The following is a 19,922-nucleotide window of genomic DNA, read 5'->3' as shown; positions in this document are numbered from 1 at the left end:
GTCTAATTTACTTTTTTCTGAATTAATTCTGAAACGACCTTTCCAGAAATGATAGATGGAGGCACTCCCGGTCCTGGAGTGGTCAATTGACCTGTATAAAATAGGTTTTTTACTTTTGAATTAATCATAGATGGTTTAAAAATAGCTGTTTGTTTCAGCGTATTTGCCAATCCGTAAGCATTTCCTTTGAAGGAATTATAATCACTAACGAAATCGGTATACCCATAAGAACGCTTGAAAATGATGTGTTGTTTAATTTCAACTTTCAATAGTCGCTCTATTCTTGTCAATACATCTTCTAAATATTTATCCAACAATTCTTTACTTTCTTTCATATCAGGTGCCGTTGGAATCAAAATAAAAATATTTTCTTTTCCTTCAGGTGCAACCGAGTTATCAATTTTTGAAGGACAAGAAACATAAAATAGTGGTTTTTTAGGCCATTGAGGAGTGTCATAAATCTCTACCGCATGGTCATTAAATGATTCATCAAAAAATAAATTGTGATGAGTCAGGCCTTCTATTTTCTTATCAAATCCTAAATAGTAAATCAAACTTGATGGCGCCATTGTTCGAGTTTCCCAATATTTTTCATCGTATTTACGATACTTCTCTTCCAAAAGATGTTGCTCTACATGATGATAATCCGCCCCTCCGACTACTGCATCAAAAGGTAAAAATCCATTATTAACAACAATTCCTTTTGTAATACCATTTTCAACTGAAACCTTAGAAACAGTATGATTAACATGAAATTTAACGCCTAAACTTTCAGCCAATTTAGTCATCGCAGAGACGATATTATACATTCCTCCCTGCGGGTACCAAGTCCCTAAAGAAATATCTGCATAGTTCATTAAGCTATAAAGAGCTGGAGTTTTAGATGGCTTCGCTCCTAGGAATAAAACAGGAAACTCCATCAGCTCTATAATATTTGGATGTTTAAAGTACTTCCTAACATGATCGCTAAAGGAGCTAAATAAATTCAATCTAAGAGATCCAACAATCACTCTCCAATCAATAAATTCAGTAAATGACAATGAAGGTTTAGTGACTAGATCATTAATTCCAACTTCGTATTTATATTTTGCATCGGCAATAAATTTATCCAATTGATCACCTGATCCAGATTCTTTAGACTCTAAAAGGGTTTTAAACTCATTATAATCTGCAGGGATTTCCCATTTTTCCCCATCTTGAAAATACACGGTATAAGATGGATTTAACCGAAGTAATTGGTAATAATCAGAAACCTTTTTACCAAAATCTGCGAAAAATTTATCAAAAACATCAGGCATCCAATACCAACTAGGCCCCATATCGAAAGTAAACCCATCTTCAGAAAACTGACGAGCCCGACCTCCAGTTTGTTCATTCTTTTCAAATACATCCACGCTGTATCCAGCTTTTGCCAGATAACAAGAAGCTGATAACGATGAAAACCCTGAACCTATTATTGCTATTCGCTTACTCATGCATTCAAATCTAAGCGTAATCCTCTAAAGCAGATGTTAATTTTTTTCTTGCCAAAAATATTCTACTTTTTACTGTTCCAATGGGCATATTCAACTCATCAGCAATCTCTTTGTATTTAAAACCACTGTTATGCATATCAAAAGGAATTCGAACGTCGTCATCTAATCGATCTACCTCTCTCTTTATTTCTTCATATCTCAAAGCCGAATCAGGTGTTTCTGAAGCAGATTCTTTTGAAATATTTAAAAAATAGGATTCTTCAGTAGTATCAATTATAGTTTTCTGGCGAGAAATTCTTCTATAATTATTGATAAACGTATTTTTCATTATAGTGTACATCCAAGCTTTTAAGTTTGTTGGATCAACAAACTTATCTCTATATCGGAGCGCTTTTAGCAAAGTTTCTTGCAATAAATCATTCGCGTCCTCTTGGTCTGCAGTTAGTTTTAATGCAAAATACTTTAATGGGTTCTGTAACGAAATAATTTGATTGTTAAACTCTATTGCTGTCATAGCTCAATTATTAAATTTTTTGTTTAACAAATGTATGCTTTAGTTAAACGCAAATTACAATTGAACATATTTTTTTTGCTAATTTTTATTAAAAAAAGCACAAAAACACACCTAAGTAATTAATTAAAAATAAGTTAAAGTGTTTAATTATAATTAAAATAAATTAAACAAAACTAGTATCCAAGAACTTTATAAATCCATTCACTTTCTTAAATGTCTTTACATTACTTGGCAATTTTAAAGGATTGTATTGGACCTGAAAACCTGATAATACAATGGTTTTCCCTTTTCCCTCCTTGGATAACGCATCTATATATCCTTGTAAATCAGTGTCAGGAAATGGAGCTGTAAGTGCACTAACAATGCAATCAATTGATGGATGACTCTTACAAACACGCTGAATATCCGCAAAAGGAACAAACTGTCCTAAGTAAATTGCCTTATGACCTCTTTTTCGGATAAGGTAGTTAGAGAACAGCAAACTCAATTCATGCATTTCGTGTTCAGGCAGATAAAGTAAAAAGGTCTTATGATTCGGAGATAAAAAAGTAAACTTTTCTGTTTCTGATATCAACTTATGGCGTATAATATTACTTACAAAATGCTCTTGAGCGGGAGAAATAGTATCGGATAACCAAAGCGACCCCACTTTGTGTAGAAAAGGATAAACTATTTCAGTCATTGCAGACTCCATACCTGACTCAGCAATAAACCTATCGACTTTTTGAATAAAATCGACTTCATCTAAATCCATTAAGGGTTGAAGTAAACTGTCTATTTTTTTTACAGTATTCGTATCTGTATTCAGGTAGTCAGCTACCTTTTGTGCAATGGTTTCCTGTTCTAATAATGCAATTTTGGAAATTTTCAATCCCGAACGGTTCAAAATAGCAATGTTCAGCAACTTTTTAAGCTGTTCATCATTGTATGTTCTAAAGTTGGTCTCGGTTCTATTCGGATGTATTAAATTATATCTCTTTTCCCAAATACGAATAGTATGAGCTTTAATTCCAGTGATCTGTTCCAGATCTTTGATGTTGTACTTCGCCATTTGAAAAATCTGTATTTATATACTTTAGATACAAGAACAATAGATTTAATAAAATGTTTGAATGGCGAATTTACAATAGATTTTGAACCTTTTCACAAAATTGATATTCTCTACGTAATTTTGATGTATGTCTAAAGAGGCCCTAAAAGAAATCATCCAATCGGCACCAAAAAAACCAGGAGTTTATCAGTATTTTGATAAAGAGGGTACTATCATCTATGTAGGCAAGGCAAAAAACTTAAAAAATAGAGTCAATTCTTACTTTAACAATAAACACCTAGATAGTGGAAAGACTAGGGTGTTGGTGAAGAAAATTGCCGATATCAAATACATCATAGTTGATACCGAATTGGATGCACTTTTGCTGGAAAATAACCTCATCAAAAAATACCAGCCACGGTATAATGTACTGCTGAAAGACGATAAAACCTTTCCTTGGATTTGCATCAAAAATGAACGATTTCCGCGAGTTTTTGCGACGAGAAATAAAGTAAAAGATGGTTCTGAATACTTTGGCCCTTATCCATCAGTTCGAATGATGTATACTGTTTTGGAACTAATCAAACAATTGTATCCATTAAGAAATTGCACACTTAATCTTTCACCAGAAAACATTAATAATCACAGACTAAAAGTTTGCTTAGAGTATCATATTGGCAACTGCAAAGGGCCATGTGAAGGAATGCAGGAGGAGGCCGAATACAATGAAATGATCAAAGAGGTTCGAGGCATTATAAAAGGCAATATTTCGGAAATCAATAAGCAGCTGAAAGAGATCATGCATCGGTATGCAGGCAGTTTGGATTATGAAAATGCACAAAAAGTAAAAGAAAAAATCACCGCATTAGAAACCTTCCAAAATAAGAGCACAGTTGTAAGTCCGACCATTAATAATGTAGATGTATTTAGTATTCAAAGTGATGAAAAGACCGGATTTGTAAATTACATGCGTGTAGTAAATGGCGCTATTATTCAGGCACATACTGTAGAGTTGAAGAAAAAGTTGGATGAAACTGACGAAGAATTACTTGCCATCGGAATGCTGGAATTGAGAAATCGTTATGAATCTGAATCTAAAGAGATCATTATTCCTTTTGAGCTAGATTTTAACATTCCCAACTCCTTCTATACAATTCCACAAAGAGGCGATAAAAAGAAGTTGCTTGACTTATCTGAACGCAATGCAAAATTCTACCGATTAGAAAGTAAAAAACAAGCTGAGCGAGTCGATCCTGAGCGTCATTCTAAACGAATTTTAGAACAATTAAAATCCGATTTAAGACTACATGACTTACCAAAACACATTGAGTGTTTTGACAACTCTAACATACAAGGAAGTAATCCTGTCGGAGCCTGTGTAGTATTCAGAAATGCCAAGCCCGCTAAAAAAGATTACCGTCATTTTAATATAAAAACCGTTGAAGGTCCTGATGATTTTGCTTCTATGGAAGAAGTAGTTTATCGCCGATATAAGCGATTGTTGGAAGAAGGTGAATCATTACCTCAGCTCATCGTTATAGATGGTGGAAAAGGACAATTAAGTGCTGCTTTGAAAAGCCTTGAAAAATTGGAGTTGAGAGGTAAAATTGCCATCATAGGAATTGCCAAACGATTGGAAGAAATCTACTTTCCAGGTGATACGTTGCCGCTTTACTTAAAGAAAACATCGGAGAGTTTAAAGGTGATTCAGCAACTAAGAAATGAAGCGCACCGTTTCGGAATCACGCACCACAGAAACAGACGCTCGAAAGGAGCTATACAATCTGAATTATCTGAAATAAAAGGAATCGGAGAAAAAACAGCCAAGGAATTATTGCTTCGATTTAAATCCGTTAAGCGAGTAAAAGAGTTACAATTAAAAGAGTTGGAAGAAATTATAGGATTCAGTAAAGCCAAGTTGGTGCATGAGCATTTTAGTAAGGCTGAGTAGGGTTTAATTGGTCCTTGGCTTCACTCAGATAAATAATATTTAGGCTTATTTTGTTCTGAATACACATGCCTTTGTCATACTGAGCACTTCGATAAACTCAGCACAAGCTTTAGTCGAAGGATAGGCAAAGGAAATAGAAATAATTAGGTCAACTTATCCGTCAATATTCTCATTTCAATGGCTGGGCTAATTTTCTCATATAAAATACGATACACTGCTTCCGCGATTGGAATTTCTACTTCAAACTTCTTGTTGATTTCAATGATACTTTTCACCGCATAATATCCTTCAGCCGTCATGTTCATTTCAAACTGAGCCGACTTTACAGAATATCCTTTTCCAACCATACTTCCAAAAGTTCTATTTCTGGAGAATTGAGAATAAGCAGTCACTAATAAATCTCCTAAATAAGCAGAAGACTTCACATCTCTATGAACTGGATTAACTTCATCAATGAACTTTTCGATTTCTTGAATGGCATTTGCTATTAGTACTGCTTGAAAGTTATCTCCATAGCCCAAACCATGGCAAATACCTGCCGCTATTGCGTATACGTTTTTAAGTACTGCCGATAATTCAGTTCCAAATAAATCATCTGAAGTAGAAGTCTTAATGTACCTGCATTCGAATAAACTTGCCATTATAGCCGCATTCTCTTCCGTCTGACAAGCAAAAGTTAGGTAGGATAGACGCTCCAAAGCCACTTCTTCCGCATGACAAGGCCCACAAATAATTCCAATATTCTCGTATGGAGTACCAAACTGTTTGTGAAAATAGCGAGCTGGTATGGCGTGATATTCAGGAACAATTCCTTTTATAGCAGAAAAAATAATTTTATTCTCCAATCCTAAAGTTCCTTTTCCATCAAAAACATCGGCTAAAAAAGCTGCTGGTGTTCCCATCACAATCCATTCTGAAGAATCAAGAACTTCTTCTAAATCATTGCTAACATGAATTTTATCTTTATCAAATTGAATGGAAGATAAATACCTTGGGTTGTGATGATATTTATTGATATAGTTTGCTTTGTCTGCATTTCGCATCCACCAAAATACCTTTCCTTCTATATTATTACACAGCATTTTTACAATGGCTGTTGCCCAGCTTCCTCCACCTATTACAGCGATATTCTTCGGTTGTTTCAATTCCATATCTAACAAATATAATTAAAAGGCTATTCTAAAACGAATCTAAAAAAATGATAGAAATTTAATTGTATCAAAATTTCCTCTCATTAAAAAATCGAGACTTTCTAGGTCTCGATTTGAATTATTTTGATCTTCTACTGATTTATAAATTCGATCATTGCGTCTCCTTGATCATTTTTCGCAATGTTGATCAATTTCTCTTCTCTCAATTTCTTAAGTGCTTTGTCCCACTTCTTATTACTGATTTCGTGTGCTTCTTGATATCCTGATTTAACAGCTCCAATCTCCGCTTTTTCTTTCGCTTTTATAAAAGCCAAAACACTTTTCTCTTCATCGTCCAACTCCACTACTCTTACTTTCTTCTGAGCTCGCATTTGTGGGAAAAACAAAACATCCTGAATGGAGTTTGAATTGGTCATAATCATAGACAATCGATCGATACCAATTCCTAAACCAGCTGTTGGAGGCATTCCATATTCAATCGCTCTTAGGAAGTCTTCATCAAGAACCATGGCTTCTTCATCTCCTCGTTTTCCTAACTCAATTTGTTCTTCAAAGCGAGCTCGCTGATCAATCGGATCATTCAATTCAGAGAAAGCGTTACAAATTTCTTTACCATTACAAATGGCTTCGAAACGTTCTACCAAACCTTCTTTACTTCTATGTTTTTTTGCTAAAGGAGACATCTCCACTGGGTAATCAGTAATAAAAGTTGGTTGAATCAATTTACCTTCGCACATCTCACCAAAAATCTCATCTATCAGCTTTCCTCTACCCATGGTATCGTCCACTTCAATTCCAAGCTTTTTAGCAGTTGCAAACATTTCCGCTTCTGTCATTTCTGAAACATCAATTCCAGTAAAGTGCTCTATAGCTCCATACATGGTGAATCGTTTCCATGGACGTTGGAAATTAATGACATTTTTTCCAACCTGTACTTCTGTTTTTCCGTGAATGTCCATGGCGATTTTCTCAACCATTTCTTCCACCAAATCCATCATCCATTCATAATCCTTGTACGCTACATACAATTCCATTTGAGTAAATTCCGGATTATGAAAACGACTCATTCCTTCATTTCTAAAGTCTTTTGCGAATTCATAAACTCCATCAAATCCACCAACTATAAGTCTTTTCAAATACAATTCATTTGCAATTCGCAAATACAATTGCATGTCCAATGTGTTGTGATGAGTTTTAAAAGGTCGAGCAGCAGCTCCACCATATAAAGGTTGTAAAATTGGAGTTTCAACTTCCATATACCCTTTATTATTCAAGTAATTCCTCATACTGTTAGTCAGCTGAGTTCTTTTTACAAAAGCATCTTTTACATGTGGATTCACTATTAAATCTACATATCGCTGACGGTATCTGGTCTCAGGATCATTAAACCCATCGTGAATATTTCCTTCCTTATCCGTTTTTACAATCGGAATAGGGCGAAGTGATTTTGTTAATAATACCAACTCAGTAGCATGAACCGTAATTTCTCCTACTTGCGTAGTAAAAACATATCCTTTGATGCCAATGATATCACCAATGTCTAACAATTTTTTATATACCTCGTTGTACAAGGTTTTGTCCTCACCTGGGCAAATCTCATCGCGGTTAACGTAAACTTGAATTCTACCTGAAGAGTCTTGTATCTCAGAAAAAGAAGCTTTTCCCATTACACGAGTACTCATTAATCGCCCTGCAATACAAATGCTCTTATAAGACAATTTATCTCTTTCGTAATTATCATGAATTTCCTTCGCGGTTACATCGACAGGGAAAAGATCTGCAGGATAAGGGTCTATGCCTAATTCTTTGATTCTTTTTAACGCATCTCTTCTTACAATTTCTTGTTCTGATAATTCTCTTTGCATCTGTATTGGCTAAATTTTTTGCAAAGATATTAATTCTAGCAAAGAATTAAGAATTCCATTGTATTCTACTTATTGCTCCTATGCATTTTTTCCGTTAATTTGTGAGCCAAAATGAAATCGTTATGATGGATCAACATATCGCTGACTTTTCTAGTCATTTAGAGCAAGCATTAAAAATAGGTAAAGCTAAATCATTTAAGCCAACCGGTAAGAATATTCAAAATGTACTTATTTGTGGTCTTGGAGGATCAGGAATTGGTGGCTCTATTGTAGCTCAGTTGGTGAGTGAGGTAGCCGTTTGTCCGATTTTAGTGAATAAGGATTACGTTATACCCTCATATGTGAATGAGAGAACTTTAGTAATTTGTTGCTCCTATTCAGGAAATACAGAAGAAACAATTCAGATGTATTTTGAAGCTGCCAAAAAAGGAGCTGAAATTGCAATTATTAGTTCGGGTGGAAAATTCATTGATATTGCAACCGAAAAAGGGTATAATCACATTCAGATTCCTGCAGGATTTCCGCCAAGAGCAGCATTTGGTCTATCTTTTCCACAATTATTACAAGTTCTTTCATTCTATAACATTATTCCATCTGATTTAGAAAATGAATTGGTTGAAGCTATTTCATTGATAAATAAAGAGGGAGAGCATATCAAGAAAGAAGCACAATCAATAGCGAAGCAATTACACAATAAAATACCAATTATTTATGCTGATGCTTCATTTGAAGGTGTTGCTGTTCGATTTAGACAACAAATCAATGAAAACTCTAAAATGTTGTGTTGGCACCATGTGATTCCAGAAATGAATCACAACGAGTTGGTAGGATGGAGAACAAAAGATGAAGAGCTAGCTGTTGTGTTGTTGAGAAATGACATAGACTATGATCGCAATAAAAAACGAATGGACTACAACAAAGAAAATATCTTTAGTAAATATACGTCCACCATTATTGACATTCAATCAAAAGGGAAAAGCCGTTTGGAAAATGTAATTTATCACATCCACTTGGAAGATTGGGTTTCTTTCTATCTTGCTGACATAAAAAAGATTGATGCAGTAGAAGTAGATGTCATTACAGGACTAAAGACTTTTCTTTCTAAAATTTAATTTTCTTAAATTGCCTTTATATGAAAAAGGTAATCCGCATTCTTTTAATTGTTGCAGTTGTCATTGCATCGGCTTGTTTATTGGCCATTTTTACAGGAAATGGGCATTTAATAAAAGCTGTTTCTAACACCTACCTAAAAGGCCGAGGTGGTCCAAGCATTGACGAATATGCCATTTTTGAAAATAGAATAGTTAAAGCGTCTAGTAAACCCAATTTATGGCCAACTTCTACTGAATATAATTCAATAAAATTATCTTCTAAAGAACTAGCTCTCCATGACGAATTGAAGTCAGTTGCATTTTTGGTTTTCCACAAAGACTCTATCATCCATGAAACTTATTGGGATCAATTTAATGCCGAGAGTAAAACCAATACCTTTTCTGTAGCCAAATCTTTAATAGGATTGGCAATTGGAGCTGCAATTGATGACGGTTATATCAAAGACATTAATCAAAAAGTAAGCGATTTTCTGCCTGAATTTAAAGCAGGTAAAAAAGCAGAAGTATCCATTAAGCAATTGCTTCAAATGAATTCAGGAATTGACTTTGGTGAAAGTTATGGCGATCCATTTGGTTTTATGGCGAAAGCTTACTACGGAGAAGATTTATATGATTTAACCATCAATAAAGAGGTGACACAAACTCCAGGAACAATTTGGAAATACCAAGGAGGAAATACCCTTTTACTGAGCTTTATTATTCAAAAAGCAACAGGAAAATCGGTCAGTGAATATTTTAGTGAAAGAGTTTGGCAACCGATAGGTGCAGAGAATGATGCTTTGTGGAACTTAGATACTGAAAACGGAAGAGAGAAAGCATATTGCTGCTTCTACAGCAATGCTAGAGATTTTGGAAAAATAGGGAAGTTGCTTTTGCACAATGGGGTTATAGATGGAAAAAGAGTACTATCCGAAACCTATCTTAATCAAGCAACCTCAGCAGTTAACACCCCTGATGACAAAGGAAATATAGTCGATTATTATGGCTATCAAATATGGATGACTTCATACAATAATCAAAAGGTAATCTATGCTCGAGGAATTCAGGGTCAATATATTGTTGCGATTCCAGATGCAGACCTGGTTATTGTAAGGTTAGGTAGAAAGCGATTTGAAGAAAAAGTAAACAATGTGCCCGTCGATTTATTGAAATACATTGATATGGCAAAACGAATAACTCAATAATAGAAATGGAAAAAAGAACGGTAGTAGATGTGCGCTCGATTGAAGAATTCAATAGCGGCCATTTAGAAGGAAGCATAAACATACCTTTGCAAGAAGTTCCTGAGCGGCTTGAAGAATTTAAGCAAATGGAACAACCCATAATTTTGTGTTGTAAAAGTGGGTACAGAAGTGGACAAGCCATGCAATACTTACGTCAGCTTGATATTGATTGTGAGAATGGTGGCGGATGGACAGATTTAATTTAAAACTAAAAATAATAGAATTATGTTGAAAAAAGTAGGGTTAGGTTTATTAATAATTTTAGTGATTTGCCAATTTTTTACGATTGATAAATCAGTGCCAGAGTTTACTGAAGAAGAAGATTTTTTTACCACTCATGTGGCGACAGAGCAGATTCAACTATTGATTGAAAGCACCTGTTATGACTGCCATTCGTACAAAACAGAGTATCCATTTTATAGTAACATTGCGCCCATTTCTTGGTGGTTAGCTGATCATATTGAAGACGGAAGAAAGCATTTAAACTTTAGTAAATGGACTTCTTATTCAGATAAAAAAGCAGACCATAAATTAGAAGAGTGCGTAGAGGAATTGGAAAAAGGAGAAATGCCTTTAGAAGAGTACACTTACACTCATTCTGAAGCAAAGTTAACAGATGAGCAAAAGAATCTTTTAATGATTTGGTTTCAATCACAAAGACAACAATATAAAGTCAACTAATTAAAAATAAAACATGGATACGAGTAATGGACTTGAACCTTACAAAGAAGACAAAGGATTCAAGCAACTCATTAAGTACTTTTTACAAGGGCTATTTTATTTAATGCCCATTGCCATTACCGTTTATATTGTAGTTCAGTCAATTTTAATGATTGACAATATCATTCCTATTGACATTCCGGGTTTGGGCTTGCTTTTTATTCTCGCGTTTATCACGTTAATAGGATATCTTTTTTCTACTTATTTATCTGCCCTGCTTCGTCCCTTTGAGCGAGCAGTCATGCGAACACCTTTAATTAAGTTAATCTACACTTCGATTAAGGATTTGATGAGTGCCTTTGTAGGAAGCAAGAAACAGTTTAGTAAACCTGTATTGGTGATGATTCAAAAAGATCCTTTGATTGAACGAATGGGATTTGTAACCAAAGACGATGTTTCAGATCTAGGATTGAGTGATGAGAAAGTGGTGGTTTATTTGCCTTTTTCTTACGCTGTTTCTGGAGAAGTAGTCATAGTTCCTAAAACAGCGGTGACTCCATTAAATGCGAAGTCGGCTGACATCATGAAATTAATTATTTCGGGAGGAGTCACTTCCGTAGAAAACACAGAACACCATGAAAATTCATAAGCTCTCTCTTTTATTTTTTCTAAGTCTATCCACTTTTGTTGCAAATGCGCAAAATAAAGTTGAAGTAATCGCTTCAAGTGAAGTGGTTGGAGTGACCAATAAAACCTTTGAAACTAGAGTTTATAATTCCTCTGCCTCTGAAATTGAAAAAGCTTGGAAAAGTTTAATGAATGATTACGATGGAAAAGTCAAAAAAAGTAAGCGAGAAATAATCTCCACCAATACGATGGTTCCTTTATTGGGATCTACTCCACAAAGTATTTATTTCAGAACGTATGAACTAAACGATTCTGTTTCAAAAATTATAGTGGCGTTTGAAATTGGAACTGATTACATCGACCCTATGGGTACAAATGCTGATGGAGCAAAAAGCTTTATTCGAAACTTTGCCTTTGAACACTCGAGAAAAAGAACCAACAATAAGCTTCAGACTAAAGAAAAGGAGAATCGCGAGCTGTCCAATAGAAAGCGTCAGTTGGTAAGAGAAAAAGAAAAATTAGAAAAGAACCTGAAAAAGTGGAAAGAATCTATTGAGGAAGCTGAGTTAAAATTAAAGGAAAATATAGCTGATCAAGAAAATGTTGATGCCGCAATTATTAAAAGCGAGGAAGCTGTAAGGTCTGCACAAACTGAATTAAATAGTATTCGATAATGAACAACTGGCTGACCACTTTTTTAGCCTATTTGTTAGTGGTATACTCACTAATTTTATACGTTGCAATCGCGGCAGATAGCTACATAAGTAATTCAAATAATGGATTGTTATATGATTCTGTTTTAATGATTCCGCATAAAAAAGTTGGTTTGTTGTTGGGTACAAGTAAGTACATTACAAATGGCACAAGAAACCTTTATTTTAGCTACAGAATTGATGCTGCGTGTAAGTTGTTTTACAGTGGAAGAATAGAATACATTTTAGTAAGTGGAGACAATGCCACCAAGCAATACAATGAACCCATTACCATTAAAAAAGAATTAATGAAGCGTGGAATTCCAGAAGACCGAATCGTATTGGATTATGCCGGATTCCGTACTTTCGACTCTATGATTCGTGCCAAAGAGGTCTTTGGACAGAATGAGTTAATTGTCATTTCTCAACTATTCCACAATGAAAGAGCCATTTTTATAGGGCGCAAAAACGGCATGGACGTGATTGGCTATAATGCAAAAGATGTGTCCGATTACAGTGGTTTTAAAACCCAATTAAGAGAAAAGTTTGCACGAGTAAAAGTGCTTTTAGATATCTATTTATTAAACACCAAACCTAAATTTTTGGGTGAGAAAATTGAAATTCAATCATGAAAAAAATCCTATTTCCAGTTCTTTCTGTTTCTATTCTTGCTTTGTCGAGTTGTCAACCTAAAGTAGAACAAATAGAAACAGTAATCATTGAAAAAAATCCAACAGAATATTCTACAGGTGCTGTATTGTGGCAACAACATTCAGCTGAATATGAAGCACTTTGTTTTCAAGCATACAATATTGGCGAACGAAGAATAGATGAGATTCTAGCAGAAAATAAGAAGACGGAAAAGCCATTGGCTGTTGTGATGGATATTGATGAAACAGTGTTGGATAACTCATCTTACAATGCCACCTTAATTGCCAATCAAACAAGTTACAGCAAAAAAACGTGGATGGAGTGGACAGCAATTCAGAGTGCTGATTTAGTTCCAGGGGCATTGGAGTTTATACAATATGCCAAAAGCAAAGGAGTTGAAGTTGTTTTCATTTCCAACCGAATGGAGGAAGAGTTGAACGACACCTATCAAAACATTATAGATCGCGGGATTGACACAATTGCCAAGGAAAATTTCTTCCTCAAATCAACCACTTCTAGTAAAGACGAACGACGACAAATAGTTTCAGATAAGTACGAAGTAGTCTTACTTTTTGGAGACAATTTAGGTGATTTTAATGGTGTTTTTGATAAAGCAACTGTTATCGAACGTAAGAAAAATGTAGCCAACTTTAGACCATTATTTGGCGATAAACTGATCATACTTCCTAATCCAATGTACGGCGAATGGGAAGGAGCATTGTACAATTACGATTACAGTAAAACCAATGCTCAAAAAGACAGCAATAGAATGAATGCACTTAACATTTATAGCATTGGAAAATAAACTAATAAGAATAGGTTTAGGATTATTTATAACTGTGCTAATTGGGTGTCAGCAAAAAGAAGAATCCCTAGTAACGCCTGAATTAAAAGGAGGAGAATGGAGAGGTGAAATGACCCTGCAAGAAGGAGTGATTATGCCATTTAATTCTACCATCACTAAAAGCGGAGGATTCTATTTATTCACTTTAAAAAATGGTGAAGAAACCATAGAGACAGACGATGTGACTGTGGTTAATGATTCCGTATTTATTAAAACGGCAATTTTCGATTCAGAATTTAAATTGAAGATTGTTGACGACAGTTTGTTGACAGGAAAATGGTTCAATTATTACAAAGCAGATGACTATACAGTTGATGTAAAGTTCGTCTTGGGAAAATCATACCGATTCAGACCTGCTGCCAAAACAACTTTTCAGTTGGCGGAAAAATACGAAATCACCTTTAGTGCCGAAACTGAAGATGAATACAAAGCCATTGGCTTATTCCAACAAAATGGCGACCAAGTAAGTGGGTCGTTTGCAACAGAAACAGGTGATTACCGTTACCTTGAAGGACAAATTATAGGTGAGTCATTGTACCTTTCCACCTTTGATGGAGCACATGCTTTTCTTTTTGTAGCGGCATTGGAAGACAGCATAATGGATGGCACTTTTTATTCAGGTACCCATTTTCATGAATCATTTTCTGGTACCTCAAACCCATCTGCTACTCTAAAAAACCCTGATTCACTGACTTTTATTAAAGATGGATTTGGTGATTTTGATTTTAGTTTCGAAAACTTGAAAGGGGAAAAAGTGAGCTTGAGTGATCAGCAATTCCAAAATAAAGTTGTTTTAGTGCAAATAATGGGGAGCTGGTGTCCGAACTGTATGGACGAATCGGTGCTTTTTAAGCAGTTTTACAACGAATACCATTCACAAGGTTTGGAGATTGTTGCTTTGGCATTTGAACGCGCTAAAACCAAAGAAAAGTCCTTAGAGAACTTGAATCGGATGCAAAGTAAGTTGCAATTGCCTTATGAGATTTTATTGGCAGGAGAAACAAGAGAAGATAAAGCTGAAGAAAAGTTACCCATGTTGAATCACGTAATGTCATATCCCACAGCGATTACAATCAATAAGAAAGGGGAAATTGTTTCTATCCACACCGGATTTTATGGTCCAGGAACAGGGAATTATTATGAAGAGTATGTGAAAGAAACAAGAGCTAAAATAGTGAGCCTTTTGGATGAAGGTTAGTTTTTTACTTCCTGATTAATCTGATCCACCAACCAGTTACTCAAAGCTTTTGAACCATTGTAGTTAAGGTGCTCACCATCTACCCAGTGTTTTTGATTTTCAAATATACTCGCCGGCGGTAACCACACCTCTCCATATTGGGTTAGAAAATCATAGTGTAATGGCTTCTCTATTTCCAATCCGTATGGAGGAATGTACAAGAAAACAAAAGGGATTTGCTCTTCATTCAATCGATCTACCATTTGAATTAAATACTCCTTGGGGTATTGCAATTGGAATTGTGTGAAATTAGAGATTCCTTTTGCCATCTTTTTCATTTTATACGCCTTATGTTGCACTAAATCCATTGAATCAGCATCAAAATCAAATGGCTGATACATGAAATCGCTCTTGTAATTTTTAGGCGCTTCCATCTCTTCTTTATAGATAAACCGATCTCGTAAAAATGAAAATCGACTTTTTGCCAATGCTCCTATCTCTGAAAAAAAAGAAAAGTTATGCGGTGAAAAAGAAGACAATACCGTCTTGTAATCAGCAATGTATGCAAAGTCTTGATGAGACCTCTTGCTCTCCATTTCCATCACTTCGATAACCACTAATTTTGGTGTTTTGGTGCTTATAATGTCATTTAATAGTGGAAGCTGAATGTTTCTACCATTGGTGCAGTATGACATGTTGGAGGTCTTTAATATCCGTCCATATTTAGATTTTATAGTCCGCTCTATCAAAGAATCGTTGATGCTGCAACCAGTGTGAGAAGTCCCTATAAAAGCCACATCTATTGGAGCTGCATTTTCATACAGTCGGTAATAAATCCAAGAGGTATTGCAGTCTACATTTTTACGGAAATGATAGCCATATTTTTTAGAATATGGAGAGACCAATAAAGCAATAAACAATGCCATAAAAGGCAGAGAAAACAATGCTATGTACTTTATAAATTTCTTCATATCAATCACTAAAATTGGAAATACACAAATTCTTGTGGATTCTCAAAAGCTCCAAAAATGAGGAACCACCCAATTAGGAAAAAATAAATTCCAAACCTCACCGGTCGAGGAATTTTGTAAATAAAATCTTCAAAGCTTCTTTTCCCAATTGTAAAATCTACTATGGCTAAAATGCCAATTGACATCAACAGATAAATCAGTGATCGGCTATTCACAAAAATCTCTTTGATTACCTCTTTAAAATTACTGAAACTACTGATTTGCTCTCCAATATTCACCAATAGGTGTTGAATTAACACCAATGCATCTTCACCGGATTCTGCTCTAAATATAAGGAGTGAAAAGGCAAACAAATTAAAGGTGATAAAAACTTTAAGTCCTGTTAATAATCGAGGGAACTTCATTAAGCCAACTGCTTTATTGAATTTCTCAAAGAATGATTTTACTAAGACTTCCACAATCAAGTAAACCCCATTTAAAGCACCCCAAATAACGAAAGCCCAGCTGGCGCCATGCCATAACCCACTAATCAAAAAAGTAATGAATAGGTTCGAAAACCACCTGGCCTTTGTTCCTCTATTTCCACCTAATGGAATGTATAGGTAATCTCTAAACCATGTGGATAACGTAATGTGCCAACGTGACCAAAACTCCTTCATGGATTGAGATTGTAAAGGTGTCCTAAAGTTGACTGCAAGTTTAAAATTAAACAATTGAGCTACTCCAATCGCTGTATCGGAATAGCCAGAAAAATCACAGTAGACTTGGATGGTAAATAACACCATGGCCAATATAACTGATAGTCCATAGTAATCTTCTGGAGAACTGTAAACAATGGCTACATATCGAGCAATATTATCTGCTACGACCACTTTTTTGAATAAGCCCCAAAGAATTTTTCGCAATCCTGCTGTGGCTTCTTTGTAATCGAATTTTCGTTCTCTATGAAATTGTGGCAATAAATCTATCGCTCGTTCAATAGGCCCTGCTACCAACTGAGGGAAAAAGGCAACGAAGGCGAAAAAGGCGACAGGGTCTTTTGTTGGTACTAATTTTTTACGGTAAATATCAATCGTATAACTTAACGTTTGAAAGGTGTAAAAGCTAATTCCGACAGGCAATAAAACTTCTAAGGTGCCTTTGGTTAATTGAATTCCTGCGGAAGAAAACAGTGCAATAAATGAGTCGACGAAAAAGTTGTAATACTTGAAAAAACCCAACATTCCGAGATTGAAAACAATGCTGACGATGAGCAGTCGTTTCCGCTTTTTATCGTCGTCTGAGTTATAAATTTTTTGACCAACAATGTAGTCCAAAATAGAACTTAAAAAAATCAATGACAAAAAACGCCAATCCCATGAACCATAGAAATAATAGCTGGCGATAAGGACCAAGATGTTTTGGTTCCTAACGCTTTTATTAAATACAAACCAATAGAGCACGAAGACTACTGGAAGGAACAACGCAAATGCTAATGAGTTAAAAAGCACAAATTAATTTTTTATTGGGGCTAATATACTGAATTGAAACATCTATTCATCACCAATCAATCGGCATATAATCTTTTAAGAATTTACCACACCAGTGTTTGCCCGTATTGATGCCGTCAAACAATGGATCCATCACTCTTGCTGCTCCATCTACAATGTCTAATGGAGGTTGAAAATCATGCACATCTTCTTTGTGTTTTGACAGTTCAACAGGGTCTTCATCCGTTACCCAACCGGTATCTACTGCATTCATGTATATTCCGTCTTTGGCAAAACTCGCTGCTGAAGTATGCGTCATCATGTTCAATGCGGCTTTAGCCATATTGGTATGTGGATGCCGATCTTCTTTGTGAAAACGGTGGAATTTACCTTCCATTGCCGATACATTAATGATGTGCTTGATGCCAGTATTTTCCTTCTTCATTAAGTTGGACAAACGGTTGCACAGCACAAAAGGAGCAACAGCATTTACCAACTGAACTTCTATCATTTCTGGTGTTTCAATTTCTCCCAATCGCAATCTCCAACTGTTGGTTTTTCTCAAATCCACTTGCTGTAGGTCTGCATCTAGTTTACCAACCGGAAAAATTTCTTCAGGTGCAGTAGTGTTGTCAAAACTGTATGGAATTTGAGACAGCTGAGCCGACGACTTTAGTCCAATTCCTATATCTGGTGCATGCCAACTCACTGAAAGCGTATTATTGGCTTGGCTTTGGGCTACTTTCTCTTCGTGATTGCCTAATTCATCAATACAAAATTGGTGATCTCTCAATAAGTCTTGAACATTAGCCGTTAATTGTTCGAAAGGGGTTTCTTCAGCTTGCATCAAGTGTTTGTAAAAACCAGATGGTCGTCTTACAGTTTGAGCCGCATTATTAATTAGAATATCTAATCGATTGTATTTATGTTCGATGTAGTTGCAAAACAATTCTACACTCGGAATGTGACGTAAATCCAAACCGTGTATGTGGAGACGGTGTCCCCATTTCTCAAAATCTTCTTCTTTGGCAAATCGCTCGGCTGAATCTACCGGAAATCGTGTAGTGGCTACCACTGTGGCTCCTGCTCGAAGCATCATTATTGTAATGTGATAACCAATCTTTAATCGAGAGCCAGTAACTACTGCCACTTGATCTGTTAAGTCTGCCGTTTGGAAACGTTTGGCATAATTAAAATCACCGCATTCCGGACACATGGTATCGTAAAAGTGGTGCAAAGTGTCGTACATGGTTTTGCAGACATAGCAATTCCGAGGGGATTTTAGTTTTAAGCTTTCGGCTGATTTTAATTCTAATTCTGGCAACAATTTAGGTGCAATAAAAACCGTGGCTTCACGAGCACTTCTAATGCCTGTTTTGTTCCTGGAATGACGATCTCGTTCCAATTGCTTCCGCTTCGCCGCCTTCTTAGTATCCTTTCGGCGTTTATTTAACTCATCCTTCGTAGGACGGGATAATTTTCCAGCCGCTTTCATTAAGTCGACTCTCTGCTCTTCAGACAATTCTACAAAAAGGCCACTGTTCACATTCAATTGCTGCAAAATAGCAATGCATTTATCAATGTCTGCTTTACTCAAATGGTCTTCGCCTTGCTTCTCCATGAAAATTTTAAAATCAATTGAAGGGGCAAAATTATACCATTTATACGTTGAAATGCCGCAAACTATAAAATTTATAGATTATTCAATAGTTTCTGTCATGCTTGCCGACATAAAAATGGTAAATGCCGAACTACTAGAAAATCCCGTTTAGAATTCGGGACAAGCTGAGCAGACAAAAATTTAAAATAACACAACCGAAGCAAAATCTGCGACATTTTATTGTTGTATCGGTAATACACAAAACTAAATGTGAATTTTAAGAATGATTAAAGGGATGAATTATTCAAAGGTTATGGAATCAGTTTCGGCTGTTAAAATGGAACTATTTGAAAATTCAACTTCAAACTTCAACTTTTGTTTTTTAGAATTAGTAGGTCTTCCGGACAATATGAAAGTCGAATTTGAAATATCAGCCAGTTTAGCTGTTTTAGAATCTCTACTACCTACCACTGAAAGAAATTGAGAAATAGAAATTGTTTCAATTTGTTGAGTTTTCCAATTGAAAAAACGAACAGTAAACAAGTCAGTGATGTAATTATTTCGAAGATATTGATCAGAGAACTCTGTTAACGTAAAAATCTTAATATCTGTAATTTCTTCTTGAGGGATATACCTATCCTCCTTATCACAATCATAAGCGTATAAACTACTGCCCATATTTAGCTGATTGAAATTATAGGCTACACTGACAATAGAATCATTAAGTATTAAATCACACTCTATATTATTATTAATTTTTATGTAGCTTTCTTTCAATTCAATATCTATGCTTTTTACGATAGTATTAAAGGTGTTGGTTTTTTCACAACACGCTGAAATTAAAAACAAAGAGAAATAAATAATTACAACATAGATCTTAGTCTTCATAATTTTTGATTTATTGTATAAA

General features: G+C 35.3%; 19 protein-coding genes. 10 read left to right on the top strand and 9 right to left on the bottom strand.

Going from position 1 to position 19,922, the window contains the following annotated elements; translation table 11 throughout:
• Positions 1 to 2: 2 nt before the first annotated feature.
• The 3 genes from ACTB0X_RS03960 to ACTB0X_RS03950 all read right to left on the bottom strand — a co-directional run bounded on the left by ACTB0X_RS03960 (position 3) and on the right by ACTB0X_RS03950 (position 3,040).
• Positions 3 to 1,475 (bottom strand): phytoene desaturase family protein, encoded by a 1,473-nt coding sequence (locus ACTB0X_RS03960; RefSeq protein WP_463023692.1) that lies wholly within the window; start codon positions 1,473 to 1,475, stop codon positions 3 to 5.
• Between the two features lie 10 nt (positions 1,476 to 1,485).
• Entirely contained in the window at positions 1,486 to 1,989 is a 504-nt protein-coding gene (locus tag ACTB0X_RS03955; protein WP_463023691.1) for a sigma-70 family RNA polymerase sigma factor, read from the bottom strand.
• A 163-nt stretch (positions 1,990 to 2,152) separates the two neighbouring features.
• Positions 2,153 to 3,040 carry a MerR family transcriptional regulator gene (locus ACTB0X_RS03950; protein ID WP_463023690.1) on the bottom strand — a complete coding sequence of 296 codons (888 nt, stop codon included), beginning with the start codon at positions 3,038 to 3,040 and terminating at the stop codon, positions 2,153 to 2,155.
• Between the two features lie 127 nt (positions 3,041 to 3,167).
• Between ACTB0X_RS03950 and uvrC the strand changes: the two genes are divergently transcribed.
• Positions 3,168 to 4,970 carry an excinuclease ABC subunit UvrC gene (gene uvrC / locus ACTB0X_RS03945; protein ID WP_463023689.1) on the top strand — a complete coding sequence of 601 codons (1,803 nt, stop codon included), beginning with the start codon at positions 3,168 to 3,170 and terminating at the stop codon, positions 4,968 to 4,970.
• 143 nt (positions 4,971 to 5,113) lie between these two features.
• Here uvrC and ACTB0X_RS03940 read toward each other — a convergent pair whose 3' ends face one another.
• Positions 5,114 to 6,121, bottom strand: coding sequence for an NAD(P)H-dependent glycerol-3-phosphate dehydrogenase (locus ACTB0X_RS03940; protein WP_463023688.1), 1,008 nt, complete (start codon positions 6,119 to 6,121; stop codon positions 5,114 to 5,116).
• A gap of 131 nt (positions 6,122 to 6,252) precedes the next feature.
• A complete protein-coding gene (lysS, locus tag ACTB0X_RS03935) occupies positions 6,253 to 7,986 on the bottom strand; it encodes a lysine--tRNA ligase (protein ID WP_463023687.1) in 1,734 nt (577 codons plus the stop codon).
• A 101-nt stretch (positions 7,987 to 8,087) separates the two neighbouring features.
• On the opposite strand from lysS, the gene ACTB0X_RS03930 reads away from it, so the two are divergent.
• The 9 genes from ACTB0X_RS03930 to ACTB0X_RS03890 are packed head-to-tail and all read left to right on the top strand — an operon-like array spanning position 8,088 to position 14,993.
• Positions 8,088 to 9,098: a bifunctional phosphoglucose/phosphomannose isomerase gene (locus tag ACTB0X_RS03930; RefSeq protein ID WP_463023686.1), complete on the top strand. Its 1,011-nt coding sequence runs from the start codon at positions 8,088 to 8,090 to the stop codon at positions 9,096 to 9,098.
• Positions 9,099 to 9,118: 20 nt separating this feature from the next.
• Positions 9,119 to 10,282 carry a serine hydrolase domain-containing protein gene (locus ACTB0X_RS03925; protein WP_463023685.1) on the top strand — a complete coding sequence of 388 codons (1,164 nt, stop codon included), beginning with the start codon at positions 9,119 to 9,121 and terminating at the stop codon, positions 10,280 to 10,282.
• Positions 10,283 to 10,287: 5 nt separating this feature from the next.
• A complete protein-coding gene (locus ACTB0X_RS03920) occupies positions 10,288 to 10,527 on the top strand; it encodes a rhodanese-like domain-containing protein (RefSeq protein WP_463023684.1) in 240 nt (79 codons plus the stop codon).
• Positions 10,528 to 10,546: 19 nt separating this feature from the next.
• Positions 10,547 to 11,002: a heme-binding domain-containing protein gene (locus ACTB0X_RS03915; protein WP_463023683.1), complete on the top strand. Its 456-nt coding sequence runs from the start codon at positions 10,547 to 10,549 to the stop codon at positions 11,000 to 11,002.
• A 13-nt stretch (positions 11,003 to 11,015) separates the two neighbouring features.
• Complete coding sequence (locus ACTB0X_RS03910; RefSeq protein ID WP_463023682.1) at positions 11,016 to 11,630, top strand: DUF502 domain-containing protein; 615 nt, start codon at positions 11,016 to 11,018, stop codon at positions 11,628 to 11,630.
• On the top strand, positions 11,617 to 12,282 hold the full coding sequence (locus ACTB0X_RS03905) for a hypothetical protein (RefSeq protein WP_463023681.1): 666 nt from the start codon (positions 11,617 to 11,619) through the stop codon (positions 12,280 to 12,282). The genes ACTB0X_RS03910 and ACTB0X_RS03905 overlap by 14 nt, the downstream gene beginning before the upstream one ends.
• Positions 12,282 to 12,932 carry a SanA/YdcF family protein gene (locus ACTB0X_RS03900; RefSeq protein WP_463023680.1) on the top strand — a complete coding sequence of 217 codons (651 nt, stop codon included), beginning with the start codon at positions 12,282 to 12,284 and terminating at the stop codon, positions 12,930 to 12,932. The genes ACTB0X_RS03905 and ACTB0X_RS03900 overlap by 1 nt, the downstream gene beginning before the upstream one ends.
• Entirely contained in the window at positions 12,929 to 13,756 is an 828-nt protein-coding gene (locus ACTB0X_RS03895) for a 5'-nucleotidase, lipoprotein e(P4) family (RefSeq protein ID WP_463023679.1), read from the top strand. Before ACTB0X_RS03900 ends, ACTB0X_RS03895 begins: the two co-directional genes overlap by 4 nt.
• The gene (locus ACTB0X_RS03890) at positions 13,746 to 14,993 is read left to right on the top strand and encodes a peroxiredoxin family protein (protein WP_463023678.1); all 1,248 of its coding nucleotides are present in this window, start codon (positions 13,746 to 13,748) and stop codon (positions 14,991 to 14,993) included. The genes ACTB0X_RS03895 and ACTB0X_RS03890 overlap by 11 nt, the downstream gene beginning before the upstream one ends.
• Here the strand turns inward: ACTB0X_RS03890 and ACTB0X_RS03885 are convergent.
• The 4 genes from ACTB0X_RS03885 to ACTB0X_RS03870 form a co-directional block, all read right to left on the bottom strand.
• Entirely contained in the window at positions 14,990 to 15,943 is a 954-nt protein-coding gene (locus ACTB0X_RS03885) for a hypothetical protein (protein ID WP_463023677.1), read from the bottom strand. The two genes, ACTB0X_RS03890 and ACTB0X_RS03885, sit on opposite strands and share 4 nt — an antisense overlap.
• An 8-nt stretch (positions 15,944 to 15,951) precedes the next feature.
• Complete coding sequence (locus ACTB0X_RS03880; protein ID WP_463023676.1) at positions 15,952 to 17,259, bottom strand: MBOAT family O-acyltransferase; 1,308 nt, start codon at positions 17,257 to 17,259, stop codon at positions 15,952 to 15,954.
• 223 nt (positions 17,260 to 17,482) lie between these two features.
• On the bottom strand, positions 17,483 to 19,033 hold the full coding sequence (locus tag ACTB0X_RS03875) for an SDR family NAD(P)-dependent oxidoreductase (RefSeq protein ID WP_463023675.1): 1,551 nt from the start codon (positions 19,031 to 19,033) through the stop codon (positions 17,483 to 17,485).
• Positions 19,034 to 19,312: 279 nt separating this feature from the next.
• Entirely contained in the window at positions 19,313 to 19,900 is a 588-nt protein-coding gene (locus ACTB0X_RS03870) for a hypothetical protein (RefSeq protein ID WP_463023674.1), read from the bottom strand.
• Positions 19,901 to 19,922: the final 22 nt, after the last annotated feature.

This window comes from Acidiluteibacter sp., from assembly GCF_055129545.1.
Note: the sequence above shows the minus strand (reverse complement) of the source record. Positions and strands in the feature narration are given on the sequence as shown.